This window comes from Pseudomonas sp. Pseusp10 (assembly GCF_059492225.1).
Window position 1 is genome coordinate 6188115 of sequence record NZ_CP168528.1, and the last position, 15746, is coordinate 6203860.

Genomic DNA, 15746 nt, shown 5'->3' on the forward strand with positions numbered 1-15746 from the left:
CATGACAACCGTTAGCGGAACGGCGGCTCGTCGAAGCTGCGCAGTTTGCGCGAGTGCAGTGAGTTGAGTTCGGTACGCAACAGATCCACCGCCTCGATACCGATTTTCAAGTGCTGGCTGACCGCGCGCTCATAGAACGCGTTGGCCGAGCCCGGCAGCTTGATTTCGCTGTGCAGCGGTTTGTCCGATACGCACAGCAACGTGCCGTACGGCACCCGCAAACGATAACCTTGCGCTGCGATGGTGCCGCTTTCCATGTCCACTGCCACGGCGCGGGACAGGTTGATCAGCGGCCTTTCCTGCGCCCAGCGCAGTTCCCAGTTACGGTCGTCGTAGGTCAGCACGGTGCCGGTACGCAGGCGCTTCTTCAGCTCGTCGCCCTTCTCGCCAGTGATATTGGCCGCCGCCTGTTGAAGCGCAAGCTGCACCTCGGCCAAGGCCGGAATCGGAATGTTCGGCGGTACGACCCGGTCGAGAATCCCGTCGCGACGCATGTAAGCGTGGGCCAGCACGTAGTCGCCAATGGTTTGCGACTGACGCAGGCCGCCGCAGTGGCCGATCATCAGCCAGCAATGCGGGCGCAAAACGGCGAGGTGGTCGGTGATGTTCTTGGCGTTGGACGGGCCGACACCGATGTTGACCAGGGTCACGCCGTGGCCGTCACTGGCGATCAGGTGATAGGCCGGCATCTGGTAGCGGTGCCAGACCACGCCGGCGGCGATTGCCGAAGCCTCGCCGTGATCCATGCTCTTCTCGATGATCACGTTACCCGGCAGCACCATGCGCACGAAACGCGGGTCATTGCGCAGTTGCTCCAGGCCATGGACGATGAACTGGTCGACGTAGCGGTGGTAGTTGGTCAGCAGGATCCATGGCTGCACATGCCGCCAATCGCTACCGGTGTAATGCACCAGCCGGCGCAGTGAGAAATCCACCCGTGCGGCATCGAACAGGGCCAGGGGCAGCGGATCGGTGTTTTCCCAGTCGTACAAGCCGTCGGCAATGCCGTCGGTCGCGGCCGACAGGTCGGTACTCGGGAACACCCGCGCCAGCACGGCTGCGGTGACGCCGGAACCGCCCAGCTCATCGCCCTGCTCGACCACATACGGATACGGGATGTTCTGCTGGCTGACACCGACTTCCACGGTCACGGTGAAGTCGTGCATCAACGGAACAAGCTGTTCCAGCAGGTATTTACGAAAAGCCGACGGATGGGTGACGGTGACGCTATAGGTGCCCGGCAGTTGGACCTTGGCGTAGGCGCGGGTGGTCTGTGGGACTTCACCCTGGCAATGGTAGGTCAGGCGCAGCTCGGGATAACGGAACAACGCTCGCTGTTCGGCATCAGGCTCGACGCGATCCTTGAGGTAGCGCTTGAGCGCCTGACTCAGCGCGGTGGTTGCACGATTGTGCAAGTGCGCAAGCCGATCCACGGCTTGCTCGGCGGTTTGAACGACAATAAAAGCTTCGGTCACGATCAGCATCCTGTGTTCTGACTTGCAGACCCTCATCTTGCCTGCATCGTAGCTTCACGGGAACAGTGGTGTGTTGGCAATGCATCATTGCGGTATCCACAGAGCAACTGTAGGAGCGAGCCTGCTCGCGATAGCGGTGTATCAGCCAACACAAATGTTGAATGTTACTCCGTCATCGCGAGCAGGCTCGCTCCTACAGGTTCTTTACAGTGCTTGCGGGGTCGAGCGGGCGACAATGGCTTCCACGTCCAGACCACGTGGCAATGCGCCGTACACTCGGCCGCCACCCTCCAGACGACTGGCGATGAAGGCATCACTGACCACCGCATTCCCGGCTTCCAGCAACAACTTGGCCTGCAGCCCCAGAGCGATGTCTTCAGTGAGTTGACGGGCGCGGTACTGAATGTCGCCGGTGTCCTTGAAGGCCGCCTGCAATTGATTGATGTGCGCAGCCAGGCGCTTGTCACCATGGCCATCGCCCAGCTCGCTGAACAGCACATCGAGCACGCCCGGTTCCTTCGACAGGGCACGCAGCACGTCGAGGCATTGCACGTTACCGGAACCTTCCCACGTCGAATTCACCGGCGCCTCGCGGTAAAGCCGCGGCAGGATGCTTTCCTCGACATAACCCGCGCCTCCCATGCATTCGGCCGCTTCGTTGATCATCGCTGGCGCCCGCTTGCAGATCCAGTACTTGCCCACCGCCGTCACCAATCGGGCGAATTTGGCTTCCTGTGAATCGTCCAGATGATCCAGCGCCCGGCCCATGCGCAGGCTCAAGGCCAGGGCGGCTTCGCTTTCCAGCGCCAGATCCGCCAGCACGTTCTGCATCAAGGGCTGTTCGCTGAGCAGCTTGCCGCCGACCGAACGGTGGGCGCAGTGATGGCTGGCCTGGGTCAATGCCTGACGCATCAGCGAACTGGAACCGACCATGCAATCGAAGCGGGTCATGGCGACCATTTCGATGATCGTCGGAACGCCACGGCCCTCTTCACCGATCATCCACGCCAGTGCGCCACGAAACTCCACTTCGCTAGAGGCGTTGGAGCAATTGCCGAGCTTGTTCTTCAGGCGCTGGATGTAGAACTGATTGCGCGTATCGTCCGGACGATGGCGCGGCAACAGGAAACAGGTCAGGCCCTTGTCGGTCTGCGCCAGGGTCAGGAAGGCGTCGCACATTGGCGCCGAGCAAAACCACTTGTGCCCCACCAACTCATAGGCCTGGCCCGGACCGCTGGCACCGACCGGATACGCCTTGGTGGTGTTGGCCCGGACATCGGTGCCGCCCTGCTTCTCGGTCATGGCCATGCCAATGGTGACCCCGGCCTTGTGGGCCATGCCGACGTTGCGCGGGTCGTATTCGGTGGCGAGGATTTTCGGCAGCCATTTTTCCGCCAGGTCCGGTTGCAGACGCATGGCCGGAACGCTGGCGAAGGTCATGGTTAACGGGCAGCCACTGCCGGCTTCGGCCTGGCTGTGCAGATATGACATGCAAGCGCGGGCGACATGGGCGCCGTCCTGCGGGTGCGCCCAGGGCAGCGAGGTCAAGCCGTGCTCGACCGCCGTGCGCATCAATTGGTGATAGGCCGGATGAAATTCCACCAGATCGATGCGATGACCAAACCGGTCATGGCTGTTGAACACCGGCTTGTTCTGATTGGCGAGGAACCCGGCTTCCATCAACGGGCCACCGGCCAGTGCGCCATAGGCGTCGATCCGCGATTCGGCCCAACCGGCCCCGAACCGCCGCGACCACTCCTGCAACGGCAAGTCGATGCGGTACAGGTTGGCGCCATCCAGTGACGGTGGCTGGTTGGTGACTTCGTGGGTTTCGGCGAACTGATGCAGGTTCATGACAGGGCTCCTTTGGTCGGCCAAGGGACTTCAGTTAAGCACCGCCCCTCGGTCGTTCAAAGTGTCATATCCGCCTAACTGTCGGCGCTTTCGCCCTGTCGCGGGCAAAGCACACGGCGGTAGAGCGCGGCCTGCAAGTCTTCGAATTTCACCGGTTTGCTCAAGTGATCAATCACCGCGCCGGTTGGGCAGCGCTCACGGTCACCGCCCAGAGCGATCATGAACATCGGCAGTTCGGCATAACCCGGCAACGCGCGGATCTGGCAGCACACCGACTCACCGTCCTGAAGCGGCAACTGACAATCAACCAGCACTGCGTCAAACACTTCGCGCTGCAAGAGATCGAGCGCAACGTCGGCGCTATCGGCCGTACGCACGCGGAACCCCAGCTTGAGCAACATGCCGCGCATCACCAACTGGCTGATGCCGTTGTCATCCACCAACAGCACGGCACAATCCTGAGGCAAGCGCAGGCGCGGAAAATCCCGGGGCATCAACGGCGTCACCGGACGTTCGGGCACCGGCAGCCCAACTTCGACATCCAGCTGAAACCGGCTGCCGCGTCCTGGCTCGGTGCGATGCGTCAGGCGTCCACCCAGCAATTCGACCAACTGTCGGCATATCGCCAGGCCAACACCCAGACCACCGTATTCACGGGTCATCGAACCATCGAGCTGGAAGAACCGTTGATACATCGTGGCCTCCCCCAAATCAGTGAAGCCAATGCCCGTATCGATCACCGCAAAGGTCAACGCCAGCCGGTCGGGCTCAAGGGCCTTGCCGGTCACCCGCAGGGCCAGGCCGCCGACCCGGGTGAACTTGATGGCGTTATCCAGCAGGCATTCCAGGCATTGCGCGATCTTGACGTTGTCACCGTGCACGCGATCCGGCACACCTGTGGCGACATCGACCTTGAAGTCCAGCGACTTGCTCGATGCGTTGCCCTCGAACTGCGAGCGCAGTGCCTCGACCATACCGCGCAAACTGAAGGTGTCGGTCGAGGCCTTGAGCTTGCCGGCCTGCAATTCGGTGAGGGTGAGGATGCCGTTGACCATGCGCATCATGTCCCGGGCCGATCCCGCAGCCGTCTGCTGATACTGCTCGAGCTCCGGGTCCATTTCGACCGTCTGCATCAGTTCCAGCGAGCCGATCACACCGTTCATGGGCGTGCGCAGTTCGTGGGTCAGGGTGGCAAGGAACTCGTCCTTGAGCTTGTTACTGCGAGCCAGTTGCTGGTTGAGCACTTCAAGCTTCTGGCTGGCGTCGAACAGCGTTTGTGCCTGCTGCTCGCGCATGTCGTTGATGCGGTCGGCCAGCGCCAGGGACAGCAATGCCACTTCGATGGCCGAGCCGATCTGGCTGGAATACATGGTCAGGAACACGTTCGGAAGGTAGCCCAGCACCATCAGCGTATTGACGATACCGCCGAGCAAAAACGCCGACCAGGCAATGATGAAATACCGCGCCACGCGCAGGCCTCGCAACCAGGCAAAGATCCCGGCGGCAAAGATCACCACAGTGAATGTCAGCGCCAGGGCCGTGGCCAGGCGCAAGGCCAGAGCGTAGCTGGTCATCAATGACAGGCCGACCACCAGCGCACCGAAACCAACCAGCGCCAGCAACAAGCGGTCGAGCCAGCGACTGTGGGTGGCCATCTGCAAGAAACTGCGGGCGAACTGACTGCCGAACAGTCCCGCACAGCCAATGAAAAACGGCGTCGCGGCGTTGGCCCACCAAGGGTTGTCCGGCCAGAAATACTGCACGGCCGCACCGTTTACCGACAGCTGATACAAGCCGAACGAGGCGATATAGAAGATGTAGTAGAGGTAGCTGGTGTCGCGCACGCTGAGGTAGATGAACAGGTTGTAGACCAGCATCCCCAGCAACACGCCGTAGATCAATCCCAGTACGTAAAGGCGCACGGGCTGCTCTTCGAGGTACGCGGTGCTCGACCACAAGGTCACCGGCGCCTGGATCGAGCCTTCGCTTTGCAATCGCAGGAATACGGTTTCGGCCTGATCAGGCTTGAACGTCAGGTCGAACAAATAGTTGTTCTGACGAATCTCGCGACTGGCGAACGGCAAGGCATCACCTGTCTGCCTGACCAACTGATAGTTGCCGGCCGCATCGGGCAAATAGAGATCGAGATGATCGAGGGGCGGATAGGCCAGTTCCAGTAGCCAGGTCCGTTGCGCAGCCGGATTGGTCGGTCGGTAATGCAGGTCGATTTTCAGCCAGAACACCGAACGCGAGTACCCGGCGTTGAGCGTGTCTTTGTGGTGTGGTTTGAAGTTGCCGGCCGCCGCTTGCGCACGGATATCCGCGATGGTCGCCTGACCGCCTGCATCCTCATAGACCTGCAGGGTTCGGCCCAAGGGGAGACTTTGAGTGAACTCATCGAACTCGACGGCGTTTGCCAGGAGGGGCAAACACAACAGCAACATCAGCAAATAGCGCATTGAAGCCCCAGCGTGGCCTGTCCGGTTCTGTCAGGAAGCCCCCCATTCCTTTTGAGCAGACGTAAACCGGTATCACCTGTTATTGGTTTGGATCCACTCTAGCATAGCCGTTGATGGCCATTAAATACCATTGAAATATTTCCTACAAAGGCTCTAGAACGGGCGTTCCAGAGGCACTACCAGGACATAATCAGAGGCAAACAAATCACTGCCACAATGGAACAGGCAGACTGGGTATCACCACACCCGAAAATCGACGTTTGGTGGTAAGCTCGCGCACCATGAATATCTACAGCTCTCGCCCCGTTGTCCTCTGTCTCTCCGGCCACGACCCAAGTGGTGGCGCCGGCTTGCAGGCAGATATCGAAGCCCTGCTCGCTCAGGGATGCCATGCGGCTCCGGCCGTCACCGCCCTGACCGTGCAAGACACCGTCAATGTCACTGACTTCCGCGTCCTCGACCGTGAGTGGGTACTGGCCCAGGCCAATGCCGTGCTCAACGATTCCGAAGTCGCGGCGGTCAAACTGGGCATGCTCGGTTCACTGGAAATGGTCGACACCGTGGTTGAACTGCTTTCGGCGCACCCGCATTTGCCAGTGGTCTGCGACCCGGTACTGCGCGCCGGCGGTGGCGGACGCCTGGGCAAGGACGAAGTCGGCTACGCCATGCGCGAACGCCTGCTGCCCCTGTCGATCATTGCCACCCCCAACCTTCCCGAAGCCCGTATCCTCGCCGAACTGCCCGAAGGCACCGCGGACGAGTGCGCTGAAAAACTCCTGCCGTTCGTCAAACACCTGTTGATCACCGGCGGCCATGGCGACGAAACCGAAATCCACAATCGCCTGTACAGCCGCGACGGCCTGCGCCAAACCTTTACCTGCCAGCGCCTGCCCGGCAGTTATCACGGTTCCGGTTGCACCCTGGCCAGCGCGCTGGCCGGTCGTCTGGCCCAGGGCGAAAACCTCGCCAGCGCCGTGCAGACCGCGCTTAACTACACATGGCGCACCCTGCGTGACGCCGAGCAGTTGGGCAAAGGCCAGTTTGTGCCGCGCCGTTTGCCTCTGGATTTCTGTTCGTAACTTCTATTTGTAATGCGGTGAGGCTTGTCCGATGAAACTACGTGGCCTGTACGCCATTACCGACAGCCATTTGCTGGACGGTAAGCTGCTCAAGTACGTGGAGGCGGCGCTGGAAGGCGGCGTCACCTTGCTGCAGTACCGCGACAAAAGCAGCGACGAGGCCCGCCGCCTGCGTGAGGCCGAAGCCCTGCGCGAGCTGTGCGAACGCTACAAGACACGGTTGATCATCAACGACGACGCCGAACTGGCCGCCCGCCTCAATGTGGGTGTGCACCTGGGCCAGACCGATGGCCCACTGTCACCGACCCGCGCTCTGCTCGGTTCCAAAGCCATCATCGGCTCGACTTGCCACGCGCAACTCGAGCTGGCCGAACAAGCGACAAAAGAAGGCGCCAGTTACGTCGCCTTCGGCCGCTTCTTCAATTCGAGCACCAAGCCCGGCGCACCGACCTGCAGCCTCGAACTGCTTGATCAGGCCCGCAAGCAATTGCACTTGCCAATCTGCGCGATCGGCGGCATCACCCTGGACAACGCCGCCCCGCTGGTGGCCCACGGCGTCGATCTGCTGGCGGTGGTGCATGGCCTGTTCGGCGCCCAGAGCACGGCCGAAGTGACCCGCCGTGCCCGCGCCTTCAACGAACTGTTTTCTATTTAAGTCGCTTAAAATCTGATTTGAGAGCCCGATCATGTCTCGTTCCGAAACGCTGTTTGCCAATGCCCAGAAACACATTCCCGGTGGCGTAAACTCGCCGGTTCGCGCGTTCAAGAGCGTCGGCGGCACGCCGTTGTTCTTCAAACACGCCGAGGGCGCCTACGTCACCGACGAAGACAACAAGCGCTATGTGGATTACGTCGGCTCCTGGGGCCCGATGATCCTCGGCCACAGCCACCCGGACGTGCTGGACGCGGTGCGCAAGCAGCTTGAGCACGGTTTGTCCTACGGCGCCCCGACCGAGATGGAAACGCAGATGGCCGACCTGGTCTGCTCACTCGTGCCATCGATGGAAATGGTGCGCATGGTCAGTTCCGGCACCGAAGCAACCATGAGTGCTATCCGCCTGGCCCGTGGCTTCACCGGCCGCGACAGCATCATCAAGTTCGAAGGTTGCTACCACGGTCACTCCGACAGCCTGCTGGTCAAGGCCGGTTCCGGCGCACTGACCCAAGGCGTACCGAGCTCGGCCGGTGTACCGGCGGCATTCGCGAAACATACCCTGACCCTGCCGTTCAACGACATCGACGCCGTTGAAGCCATGCTCGCCGAAGTCGGCCAGGACGTGGCCTGCATCATCGTCGAGCCAGTGGCCGGCAACATGAACTGTGTGCCGCCGGCACCTGGTTTCCTCGAAGGCCTGCGGACCCTGTGCGACAAGCACGGTGTAGTGCTGATTTTCGACGAAGTGATGACCGGTTTCCGTGTCGCCCTCGGCGGCGCCCAGGCTTATTACGGCGTAACCCCGGACCTGACCACCTTCGGCAAGATCATCGGTGGCGGCATGCCGGTCGGCTGCTTCGGTGGCAAGCGTGAAATCATGCAGCGCATCGCCCCGCTGGGCCCCGTCTACCAGGCCGGTACGCTGTCCGGTAACCCGCTGGCGATGGCCGCCGGCCTGACCACCCTGCGCCTGATCAGCCGTCCGGGCTTCCACGCCGAGCTGACCGACTACACCACTCGCCTGCTCGACGGCCTGCAACAGCGCGCCGATGCGGCAGGCATTCCGTTCGTGACCACACAAGCCGGCGGCATGTTCGGCCTGTACTTCAGTGGTGCCGACGACATCGTCACTTTCGATGACGTGATGGCCAGCGATGCGGCCCTGTTCGGCCGTTTCTTCCACCTGATGCTGGAAGGTGGCGTGTATCTGGCACCAAGCGCCTTCGAAGCCGGCTTCACCTCGATTGCCCACGGTGAAGCCGAACTGAAGCTGACCCTGGATGCCGCCGAGCGTGCCTTTGCGGCCTTGAAGTAACGCTGAAATGCTGACGTTGGCCATTGCCAGCGTCAGCTTTCGCCTGCATTCCCACGGTTTTTCCTACTCGCCTGCTAATAATCCCCCGCAAAGTGGGCGATTAATTTCCCGCGCAGCAGAAAAACGAGTAAAGACTTTGTAAGGTTGCCCCTGCTTATTTCATAATGCGCGCTTATTGGATCCCTCGATGGGTCCGCGCGCCCTTCAGAGGTAAGTCGATTCCCATGAACCGCACCGGCCGCGCCCTTGCACTGGGCTGCCTGTTGCTTCTTCAGCCCCTGCTCGCGCACGCACAAGCAGGCGGCAACTCGTTGTTAATCCCAGCGATGGGTCGCTGCACCCTCAATACCCAGCCGCAAGACCTGGAACAGGCGCTCGCCGCCTGCCAGAAAGCGTCGGATGAAGGGGATGCACAAGCGCAATACGAGTTGGGTGAGTTCTACTACGAAGGTAAAAACGCGCCACGCGACCTCAATCAAGCCCTGAGCTATTTCGAAAAGGCTTCGCTGCAAGGCCATGCCCAGGCGCAATTCAAGCTCGGTACCATGTTCTTCCACGGCGAAGGCGTGCCGGCCAATAACGTTCAGGCGTACATCCTGCTGAAGATGGCGGCGGTCAACGGCGCCGAAGACGCACTGGACACCGCCGACGAAGTCACCGAAAAAATGCCCCGCGAAGAGCTCGAACTCGCCACCCAGGTGCTCGGGCAAATTTTCCGTAAATATCTGATGGAATTGCAGAGCGCTGACGGGCGTACGCCGTTCGCGCCGCTGCCCTGATTTTTGCGTTGATCTGACTGGCGCCATCGCGAGCAAGCTCGCTCCCACATTCGACTGCATTCCCATATGAGAACTCGATCAACTGTGGGAGCGAGCTTGCTCGCGATAGGGGCGACTCGATCTTGAGCCTTACTTCTCAGGCATCGGCATCGGAAACGGCATTACATTGCCGACCGCGCCACGGGCTTCGCTGATTTTCGGTGTCCCCAGACGCTCGACTTCGTCGATACGCACGATCGAATGCATCGGCACAAAACTGCGCACCACGCCCTCGAACTGAGCCTTGAGCTTTTCTTCGCTCGGATCGACGACCACTTGCGTGCGCTCGCCAAAGACGAACTCTTCCACTTCCAGAAAGCCCCACAGATCACTTTGATAGATCTGCTTGGCGTACATTTCGAACACCTGGCCCTGGTTGAGGAAAATCACCTTGTAGATTGGAGCTTCACGTTTGGTCATGGTGGGCGGGTAACACATCGGGGTAAAAATGAGGGCGCAAACTATAGCACAGCCGTCGGACGCGCAACGGTAGGAACCACGGGACATGTTCCCTATAATGTGCGGTTCTTTGAATCAGGTGATGACTCTTTCCATGGCCAAGAAGCTTTACATCGAAACCCACGGTTGCCAGATGAACGAGTACGACAGCTCGCGCATGGTCGATCTGCTGGGCGAACATCAGGCCCTGGAAGTCACCGCTCGCGCTGAAGACGCCGACGTGATCCTGCTCAACACCTGCTCGATCCGCGAACGTGCGCAGGACCGTGTCTACTCCCAACTCGGACGCTGGCGCGAACTGAAACTGGCCAATCCGGACATGGTGATCGCCGTCGGCGGTTGCGTGGCCAGCCAGGAAGGCGCAGCCATCCGTGACCGCGCGCCGTACGTCGACGTGGTCTTCGGCCCGCAGACCCTGCACCGCCTTCCGGAAATGATCGACGCCGCGCGCATCAGCAAGCTGCCACAAGTCGACGTCTCGTTCCCGGAAATCGAAAAATTCGACCATTTGCCCGAGCCCCGCGTCGACGGCCCGAGCGCTTATGTGTCGGTCATGGAAGGTTGCAGCAAGTACTGCACGTTCTGCGTGGTCCCCTACACCCGCGGCGAAGAGGTCAGCCGGCCGTTCGACGACGTGATTGCCGAGATCATCCACCTGGCCGAAAACGGCGTGCGGGAAGTGACGCTATTGGGGCAGAACGTCAACGGCTACCGCGGCCTCACCCATGACGGGCGCCTGGCTGATCTGGCCGAGCTGATCCGCGTGGTCGCCGCTGTCGACGGCATCGACCGCATCCGCTACACCACGTCGCATCCACTGGAGTTTTCCGACAGCCTGATCCAGGCCCACGCCGACGTACCGGAGCTGGTCAAGCACCTGCACTTGCCGGTGCAATCGGGCTCGGACCGCATCCTCGCGGCGATGAAGCGCAACCACACCGCGCTGGAGTACAAATCCAAACTGCGCAAGCTGCGCGCCGCCGTGCCGGGGATCTGCATCAGCTCGGACTTCATCGTCGGCTTCCCGGGCGAGACCGAAAAAGACTTCGAACAAACCATGAAGCTGATTGCCGACGTCGGTTTCGACTTTTCCTACTCGTTCGTCTACAGCCAGCGCCCGGGCACACCGGCCGCCGACCTGGCCGATGACACACCTGAAGAACTGAAAAAAGAACGCCTGAACGCCCTGCAGCATCGTTTGAACCAGCAAGGTTTCGAGATCAGCCGACAAATGGTCGGTTCGATCCAGCGGATCCTGGTAACCGATTACTCGAAAAAAGACCCGGGCGAGCTGCAAGGCCGGACCGAAAATAACCGTATCGTCAACTTCCGCTGCGACAATCCGACCCTGATCGGCCAGTTCGCCGACGTGCACATCGATGCCGCGCAGCCGCACTCTCTGCGGGGTTCGCTAATTCAGTAACACCGAAGATCCCTGTGGGAGCGAGCTTGCTCGCGATAGCGTCAGGCCAGACAACTCATTTGTTGAATGTAAGGCCGTCATCGCGAGCAAGCTCGCTCCCACCGGGGCCACGCCAGACACAGGGATCGGATTGCAATATTTAAGAGCTTTCGCACCCAGCCCACTGGCGTTATCCTTGATTTCATCCCAATTGCCCCAGGGCGGCTAAATACGACCTTGAACGCACCCATAGAACCACATCGTTTCATCCTCGAGCCTTTTGAAGCTCGCCGCTTCGCCAATCTGTGCGGGCAATTCGACGAGCATTTGCGCTTGATCGAACAGCGCCTGACCATCGAGATCCGCAATCGCGGAAACCAGTTCGAGCTGATCGGCGAACCCAAACACACCACCTCCGCGGAAAACCTCCTGCGCCGCCTGTACCGGGAAACCAAGGGTACCGAGCTGTCGCCGGACATGGTTCACCTGTTCCTGCAGGAATCGGCCGTCGAAGAGCTGGACAATCACTCCCCCGCCGAACCGTCCGTGGCCCTGCGCACCAAGAAAGGCATGATTCGCCCCCGAGGCTTGAATCAAATACGCTACGTGAAGGAAATCCTCGGTAACGACATCAACTTCGGCATCGGTCCGGCCGGTACCGGCAAGACCTACCTGGCCGTCGCCTGCGCGGTCGATGCACTGGAGCGCGAGCAGATTCGCCGCATCCTGCTGGTTCGTCCGGCGGTCGAAGCGGGTGAAAAACTCGGCTTCCTGCCCGGCGACCTCGCCCAAAAGATCGACCCGTACCTGCGCCCGCTCTACGACGCGCTCTACGAAATGCTCGGCTTCGAATACGTCGCCAAGCTGATCGAGCGCCAGGTGATCGAAGTCGCGCCACTGGCGTACATGCGCGGCCGTACGCTGAACAACAGCTTCATCATTCTCGACGAAAGCCAGAACACCACGGTCGAACAAATGAAGATGTTCCTGACCCGGATCGGCTTCGGCTCCACGGCCGTCATCACCGGGGACATCACCCAGGTCGACCTGCCCCGCGGCACCAAGTCCGGCCTGCGCCACGTGATCGAAGTGCTCAAGGATGTGCCGGGCATCAGCTTTACCCACTTCCAGCCCAAGGACGTCGTGCGCCATCCGCTGGTGCAGCGCATCGTCGAAGCCTACGAGCGTTTCGAAACCCATGCGGCCGATGATGCAGCCGTCAAGGATAGCCGCCGCGATGCTTGAGCTTGACCTGCAAATCGCTACCGAAGCCTGCTCCCCCAGCGAAGCCGAGTTCCGCCAGTGGTGCGAACTGGCCCTGCGCCAGCGTACCGCCGATTCGGAGATGACCATTCGTCTGGTCGACGAAGCCGAAGGCCGCGAGTTGAACCACACCTGGCGGCAAAAGGATTACGCAACTAACGTCTTGTCATTCCCGGCCGATGTGCCGGATGAGTTCCTCGACATCCCGCTACTGGGCGACCTGGTGATCTGTGTCGCCGTGGTCGAGCGTGAAGCCGCCGAACAAGGCAAGCAACTCGACGCCCATTGGGCACACCTGGTGATTCACGGCTGCTTGCATCTGCTTGGTTACGACCATATTGATGACGACGAAGCCGAAGAAATGGAAGCACTGGAACGAACGTTGCTTGCAGAACTGGGCTTTCCCGATCCCTACGCGGACGACGAAGCCGATTTATCCCCTACCGAAACAACAAAGGATTCAGAGTAATCGCTATGAGCGAAGATCGATCGAGCAACGGGCAGAAGTCATGGCTGGGTAAGCTCACCCAGGCTTTTGCCCACGAGCCGAAAAACCGCCAGGAGCTGCTGGAGCTGCTGCGCGATGCACACCAGAACAAACTGCTGGACAGCGAAGCGCTGGCCATCGTCGAAGGCGCCATCCAGGTGGCTGACTTGCAGGTCCGGGACATCATGGTTCCGCGCTCGCAAATGGTCAGCATCAAGGCGACCCAGACACCCCGCGAGTTCCTGCCTGCCGTGGTCGACTCGGCCCACTCCCGCTATCCGGTGATCGGCGAAAGCCACGATGACGTGATGGGCGTGTTGCTGGCCAAGGACCTGCTGCCGTTGATCCTCAAGGAGAACGGCGAAAGCTTCAACATCAAGGACCTGCTGCGCCCGGCCACCTTCGTGCCGGAGTCCAAGCGCCTTAACGTGCTGCTGCGCGAATTTCGCGCCAACCACAACCACATGGCCATCGTCATCGACGAGTACGGCGGCGTGGCCGGTCTGGTGACCATCGAAGACGTGCTGGAACAAATCGTCGGCGACATCGAAGACGAACACGACGTCGAAGAAGACAGCTACATCAAGCCGCTGCCCAGCGGTGATTTCCTGATCAAGGCCCTGACACCGATCGAGAACTTCAACGAGTTTTTCGACAGTGAATTCTCCGACGACGAGTTCGACACCGTTGGCGGTCTGGTAATGAGCGCGTTCGGGCATTTGCCAAAACGTAACGAAATCACTGAAATCGGCCCGTACCGTTTCCGCATCCTGAACGCCGACAGCCGTCGGATTCACTTGCTTCGCCTGACGCCCATTGCTCGCTAAGGATTGAAATGCGCTGGACAACCCGCCCCGGCTGGCCCGGTAACCTGCTGGCCGTGGCGGCCGGTGCAATCACCACCCTGGCCCTGGCGCCGTTCGATATCTGGCCACTGGCACTGCTCGCCGTCGGCCTGTTCTATGCGGGCCTGCGCGAGCTGAGCCCACGCCAGGCGCTGGGTCGCGGCTGGTGTTTCGGTTTCGGCCTGTTCGGTGCCGGCACCAGCTGGATCTACTACAGCATTCACCATTTCGGCGGCGCCTCGGTGTTGCTGGCCGGGTTCCTGATGTTGATCTTCACGGCGGCGATTGCCTGGTTCTTTGCCCTGCCCGCCTGGATTTGGGCGCGCTGGCTGCGCCGCAATGAAGCGCCGCTGGCTGACGCCCTCGCCTTCGCTGCGCTGTGGGTCGCCCAGGAAGCCTTCCGCGGCTGGTTCCTGACAGGCTTCCCGTGGCTGTATTCCGGCTACAGCCAGCTAGATGGCCCGCTGGCCGGGCTCGCGCCCATCGGCGGGATGTGGCTGATTTCCTTCACCCTGGCCCTGACGGCCGCGTTGATCTACAACGGCTTGCGCCTGGTTCGCACGGGGCGCAAAGGCTTCATTGCTGCCGGTGTATTGCTGCTGGTCGGCCCCTGGCTGCTCGGGATGGCACTCAAGCACCACGCCTGGACCAGCCCGTCAGGCCCGCCACTGAGCGTTGCCGCCATTCAGGGCAACATCGAACAAAGCATGAAGTGGGACCCGGCGCAGCTCAACGCGCAGTTGGCGCTGTACCGCGACATGAGTTTCAGCTCCAGGCGCGTCGATCTTCTCATCTGGCCGGAAACGGCGATCCCGGTGCTCAAGGAGTCCGCCGAGGGCTACCTGAACATGATGGGCAGCTTCGCGGCCGAGCGTAAATCAGCGCTGATTACCGGTGTCCCGGTCCGCATGGAGGTACGCCACGAAAAGCGTTTCTTCAATGGCATCACCGTGACCGGTGAAGGCGACGGCACTTACCTGAAGCAAAAACTGGTGCCTTTTGGTGAATATGTTCCGCTGCAGGATGTGCTGCGCGGGTTGATCGCATTCTTCGACCTGCCGATGTCGGACTTTGCCCGCGGCCCGGCCGACCAGCCGCTGCTGCAGGCCAAGGGTTATCAGATCGCGCCGTTCATCTGCTATGAAGTGGTTTACCCGGAGTTCGCCGCCAGCCTTGCCGCCCGCAGCGACCTGTTGCTGACCATCAGCAACGACACTTGGTTCGGCACCTCCATCGGCCCGCTGCAACACCTGCAGATGGCACAGATGCGTGCACTGGAAGCTGGCCGCTGGATGATCCGCGCCACCAACAACGGTGTGTCCGGCCTGATCAACCCGTTCGGTCAGATTACCGATCAGATCCCGCAGTTCGAACGCGGCATCCTGTATGGCGAAGTGGTGCCGATGCACAACTTCACACCGTACCTGGAATGGCGCTCGTGGCCATTGCTCATTGCCTGCGTGTTGTTGTTTGGCTGGGCGCTGATTGCGAGCCGGATGGCCAAGACCGTTTAAAAGCTTCGTCGGATTGCCTTCGCGAGCAAGCCCGCTCCCACACTGGATCTAAGTCGGTCACAGTATTTGTGTACGACGCCGATCAAATGTGGGAGCGGGCTTGCTCCGGGCGGCGATCCGA

Annotated in this window: 13 protein-coding genes; 9 read left to right on the forward strand and 4 right to left on the reverse strand. The window is 60.8% G+C overall.

From position 1 onward, the window contains the following. Positions 1-11: 11 nt before the first annotated feature. The 3 genes from amn to ACEN8Z_RS28165 all read right to left on the reverse strand — a co-directional run bounded on the left by amn (position 12) and on the right by ACEN8Z_RS28165 (position 5788). Entirely contained in the window at positions 12-1511 is a 1500-nt protein-coding gene (amn, locus tag ACEN8Z_RS28155; RefSeq protein WP_495596333.1) for an AMP nucleosidase, read from the reverse strand. 168 nt (positions 1512-1679) lie between these two features. Beyond that, positions 1680-3329, reverse strand: a complete 1650-nt coding sequence (locus tag ACEN8Z_RS28160) for an acyl-CoA dehydrogenase family protein (RefSeq protein WP_495596334.1) — start codon at positions 3327-3329, stop codon at positions 1680-1682. A gap of 74 nt (positions 3330-3403) precedes the next feature. Then, complete coding sequence (locus tag ACEN8Z_RS28165; protein WP_495596335.1) at positions 3404-5788, reverse strand: 7TM diverse intracellular signaling domain-containing protein; 2385 nt, start codon at positions 5786-5788, stop codon at positions 3404-3406. Positions 5789-6069: 281 nt separating this feature from the next. Here ACEN8Z_RS28165 and ACEN8Z_RS28170 point away from each other — a divergent pair, with 281 nt between their 5' ends. The 4 genes from ACEN8Z_RS28170 to ACEN8Z_RS28185 all read left to right on the forward strand — a co-directional run bounded on the left by ACEN8Z_RS28170 (position 6070) and on the right by ACEN8Z_RS28185 (position 9616). Continuing rightward, positions 6070-6867, forward strand: coding sequence for a hydroxymethylpyrimidine/phosphomethylpyrimidine kinase (locus ACEN8Z_RS28170; RefSeq protein ID WP_108231173.1), 798 nt, complete (start codon positions 6070-6072; stop codon positions 6865-6867). A gap of 31 nt (positions 6868-6898) precedes the next feature. After that, a complete protein-coding gene (gene thiE / locus ACEN8Z_RS28175) occupies positions 6899-7522 on the forward strand; it encodes a thiamine phosphate synthase (RefSeq protein ID WP_442097826.1) in 624 nt (207 codons plus the stop codon). Positions 7523-7553: 31 nt separating this feature from the next. Further along, positions 7554-8837, forward strand: coding sequence for a glutamate-1-semialdehyde 2,1-aminomutase (hemL, locus tag ACEN8Z_RS28180; RefSeq protein WP_007975850.1), 1284 nt, complete (start codon positions 7554-7556; stop codon positions 8835-8837). A 224-nt stretch (positions 8838-9061) separates the two neighbouring features. Then, positions 9062-9616 (forward strand): tetratricopeptide repeat protein, encoded by a 555-nt coding sequence (locus ACEN8Z_RS28185; protein WP_007993995.1) that lies wholly within the window; start codon positions 9062-9064, stop codon positions 9614-9616. Between the two features lie 129 nt (positions 9617-9745). On the opposite strand, the gene ACEN8Z_RS28190 is transcribed toward ACEN8Z_RS28185, so the two are convergent. Then, positions 9746-10075 (reverse strand): DUF1820 family protein, encoded by a 330-nt coding sequence (locus tag ACEN8Z_RS28190; protein ID WP_003185742.1) that lies wholly within the window; start codon positions 10073-10075, stop codon positions 9746-9748. A gap of 133 nt (positions 10076-10208) precedes the next feature. Here ACEN8Z_RS28190 and miaB point away from each other — a divergent pair, with 133 nt between their 5' ends. The 5 genes from miaB to lnt all read left to right on the forward strand — a co-directional run bounded on the left by miaB (position 10209) and on the right by lnt (position 15625). After that, the gene (miaB, locus tag ACEN8Z_RS28195) at positions 10209-11537 is read left to right on the forward strand and encodes a tRNA (N6-isopentenyl adenosine(37)-C2)-methylthiotransferase MiaB (RefSeq protein WP_177413800.1); all 1329 of its coding nucleotides are present in this window, start codon (positions 10209-10211) and stop codon (positions 11535-11537) included. A 216-nt stretch (positions 11538-11753) separates the two neighbouring features. Further along, positions 11754-12761: a PhoH family protein gene (locus ACEN8Z_RS28200; RefSeq protein ID WP_108231171.1), complete on the forward strand. Its 1008-nt coding sequence runs from the start codon at positions 11754-11756 to the stop codon at positions 12759-12761. Further along, positions 12754-13248 (forward strand): rRNA maturation RNase YbeY, encoded by a 495-nt coding sequence (gene ybeY / locus ACEN8Z_RS28205; RefSeq protein WP_495596336.1) that lies wholly within the window; start codon positions 12754-12756, stop codon positions 13246-13248. Before ACEN8Z_RS28200 ends, ybeY begins: the two co-directional genes overlap by 8 nt. Before the next feature lie 5 nt (positions 13249-13253). Next, on the forward strand, positions 13254-14093 hold the full coding sequence (locus ACEN8Z_RS28210) for a CorC family transporter (RefSeq protein WP_007990639.1): 840 nt from the start codon (positions 13254-13256) through the stop codon (positions 14091-14093). An 8-nt stretch (positions 14094-14101) separates the two neighbouring features. After that, positions 14102-15625 carry an apolipoprotein N-acyltransferase gene (lnt, locus tag ACEN8Z_RS28215; RefSeq protein WP_495596337.1) on the forward strand — a complete coding sequence of 508 codons (1524 nt, stop codon included), beginning with the start codon at positions 14102-14104 and terminating at the stop codon, positions 15623-15625. Positions 15626-15746 lie beyond the last annotated feature (121 nt).

Coding starts and splice junctions, on each gene's coding strand:
- amn (WP_495596333.1), bottom strand. CDS start 1,511: ATGAGGGTCTGCAAGTCAGAACACAGGATGCTGATCGTGACCGAAGCT.
- ACEN8Z_RS28160 (WP_495596334.1), bottom strand. CDS start 3,329: ATGAACCTGCATCAGTTCGCCGAAACCCACGAAGTCACCAACCAGCCA.
- ACEN8Z_RS28165 (WP_495596335.1), bottom strand. CDS start 5,788: ATGCGCTATTTGCTGATGTTGCTGTTGTGTTTGCCCCTCCTGGCAAAC.
- ACEN8Z_RS28170 (WP_108231173.1), top strand. CDS start 6,070: ATGAATATCTACAGCTCTCGCCCCGTTGTCCTCTGTCTCTCCGGCCAC.
- thiE (WP_442097826.1), top strand. CDS start 6,899: ATGAAACTACGTGGCCTGTACGCCATTACCGACAGCCATTTGCTGGAC.
- hemL (WP_007975850.1), top strand. CDS start 7,554: ATGTCTCGTTCCGAAACGCTGTTTGCCAATGCCCAGAAACACATTCCC.
- ACEN8Z_RS28185 (WP_007993995.1), top strand. CDS start 9,062: ATGAACCGCACCGGCCGCGCCCTTGCACTGGGCTGCCTGTTGCTTCTT.
- ACEN8Z_RS28190 (WP_003185742.1), bottom strand. CDS start 10,075: ATGACCAAACGTGAAGCTCCAATCTACAAGGTGATTTTCCTCAACCAG.
- miaB (WP_177413800.1), top strand. CDS start 10,209: ATGGCCAAGAAGCTTTACATCGAAACCCACGGTTGCCAGATGAACGAG.
- ybeY (WP_495596336.1), top strand. CDS start 12,754: ATGCTTGAGCTTGACCTGCAAATCGCTACCGAAGCCTGCTCCCCCAGC.
- ACEN8Z_RS28210 (WP_007990639.1), top strand. CDS start 13,254: ATGAGCGAAGATCGATCGAGCAACGGGCAGAAGTCATGGCTGGGTAAG.
- lnt (WP_495596337.1), top strand. CDS start 14,102: ATGCGCTGGACAACCCGCCCCGGCTGGCCCGGTAACCTGCTGGCCGTG.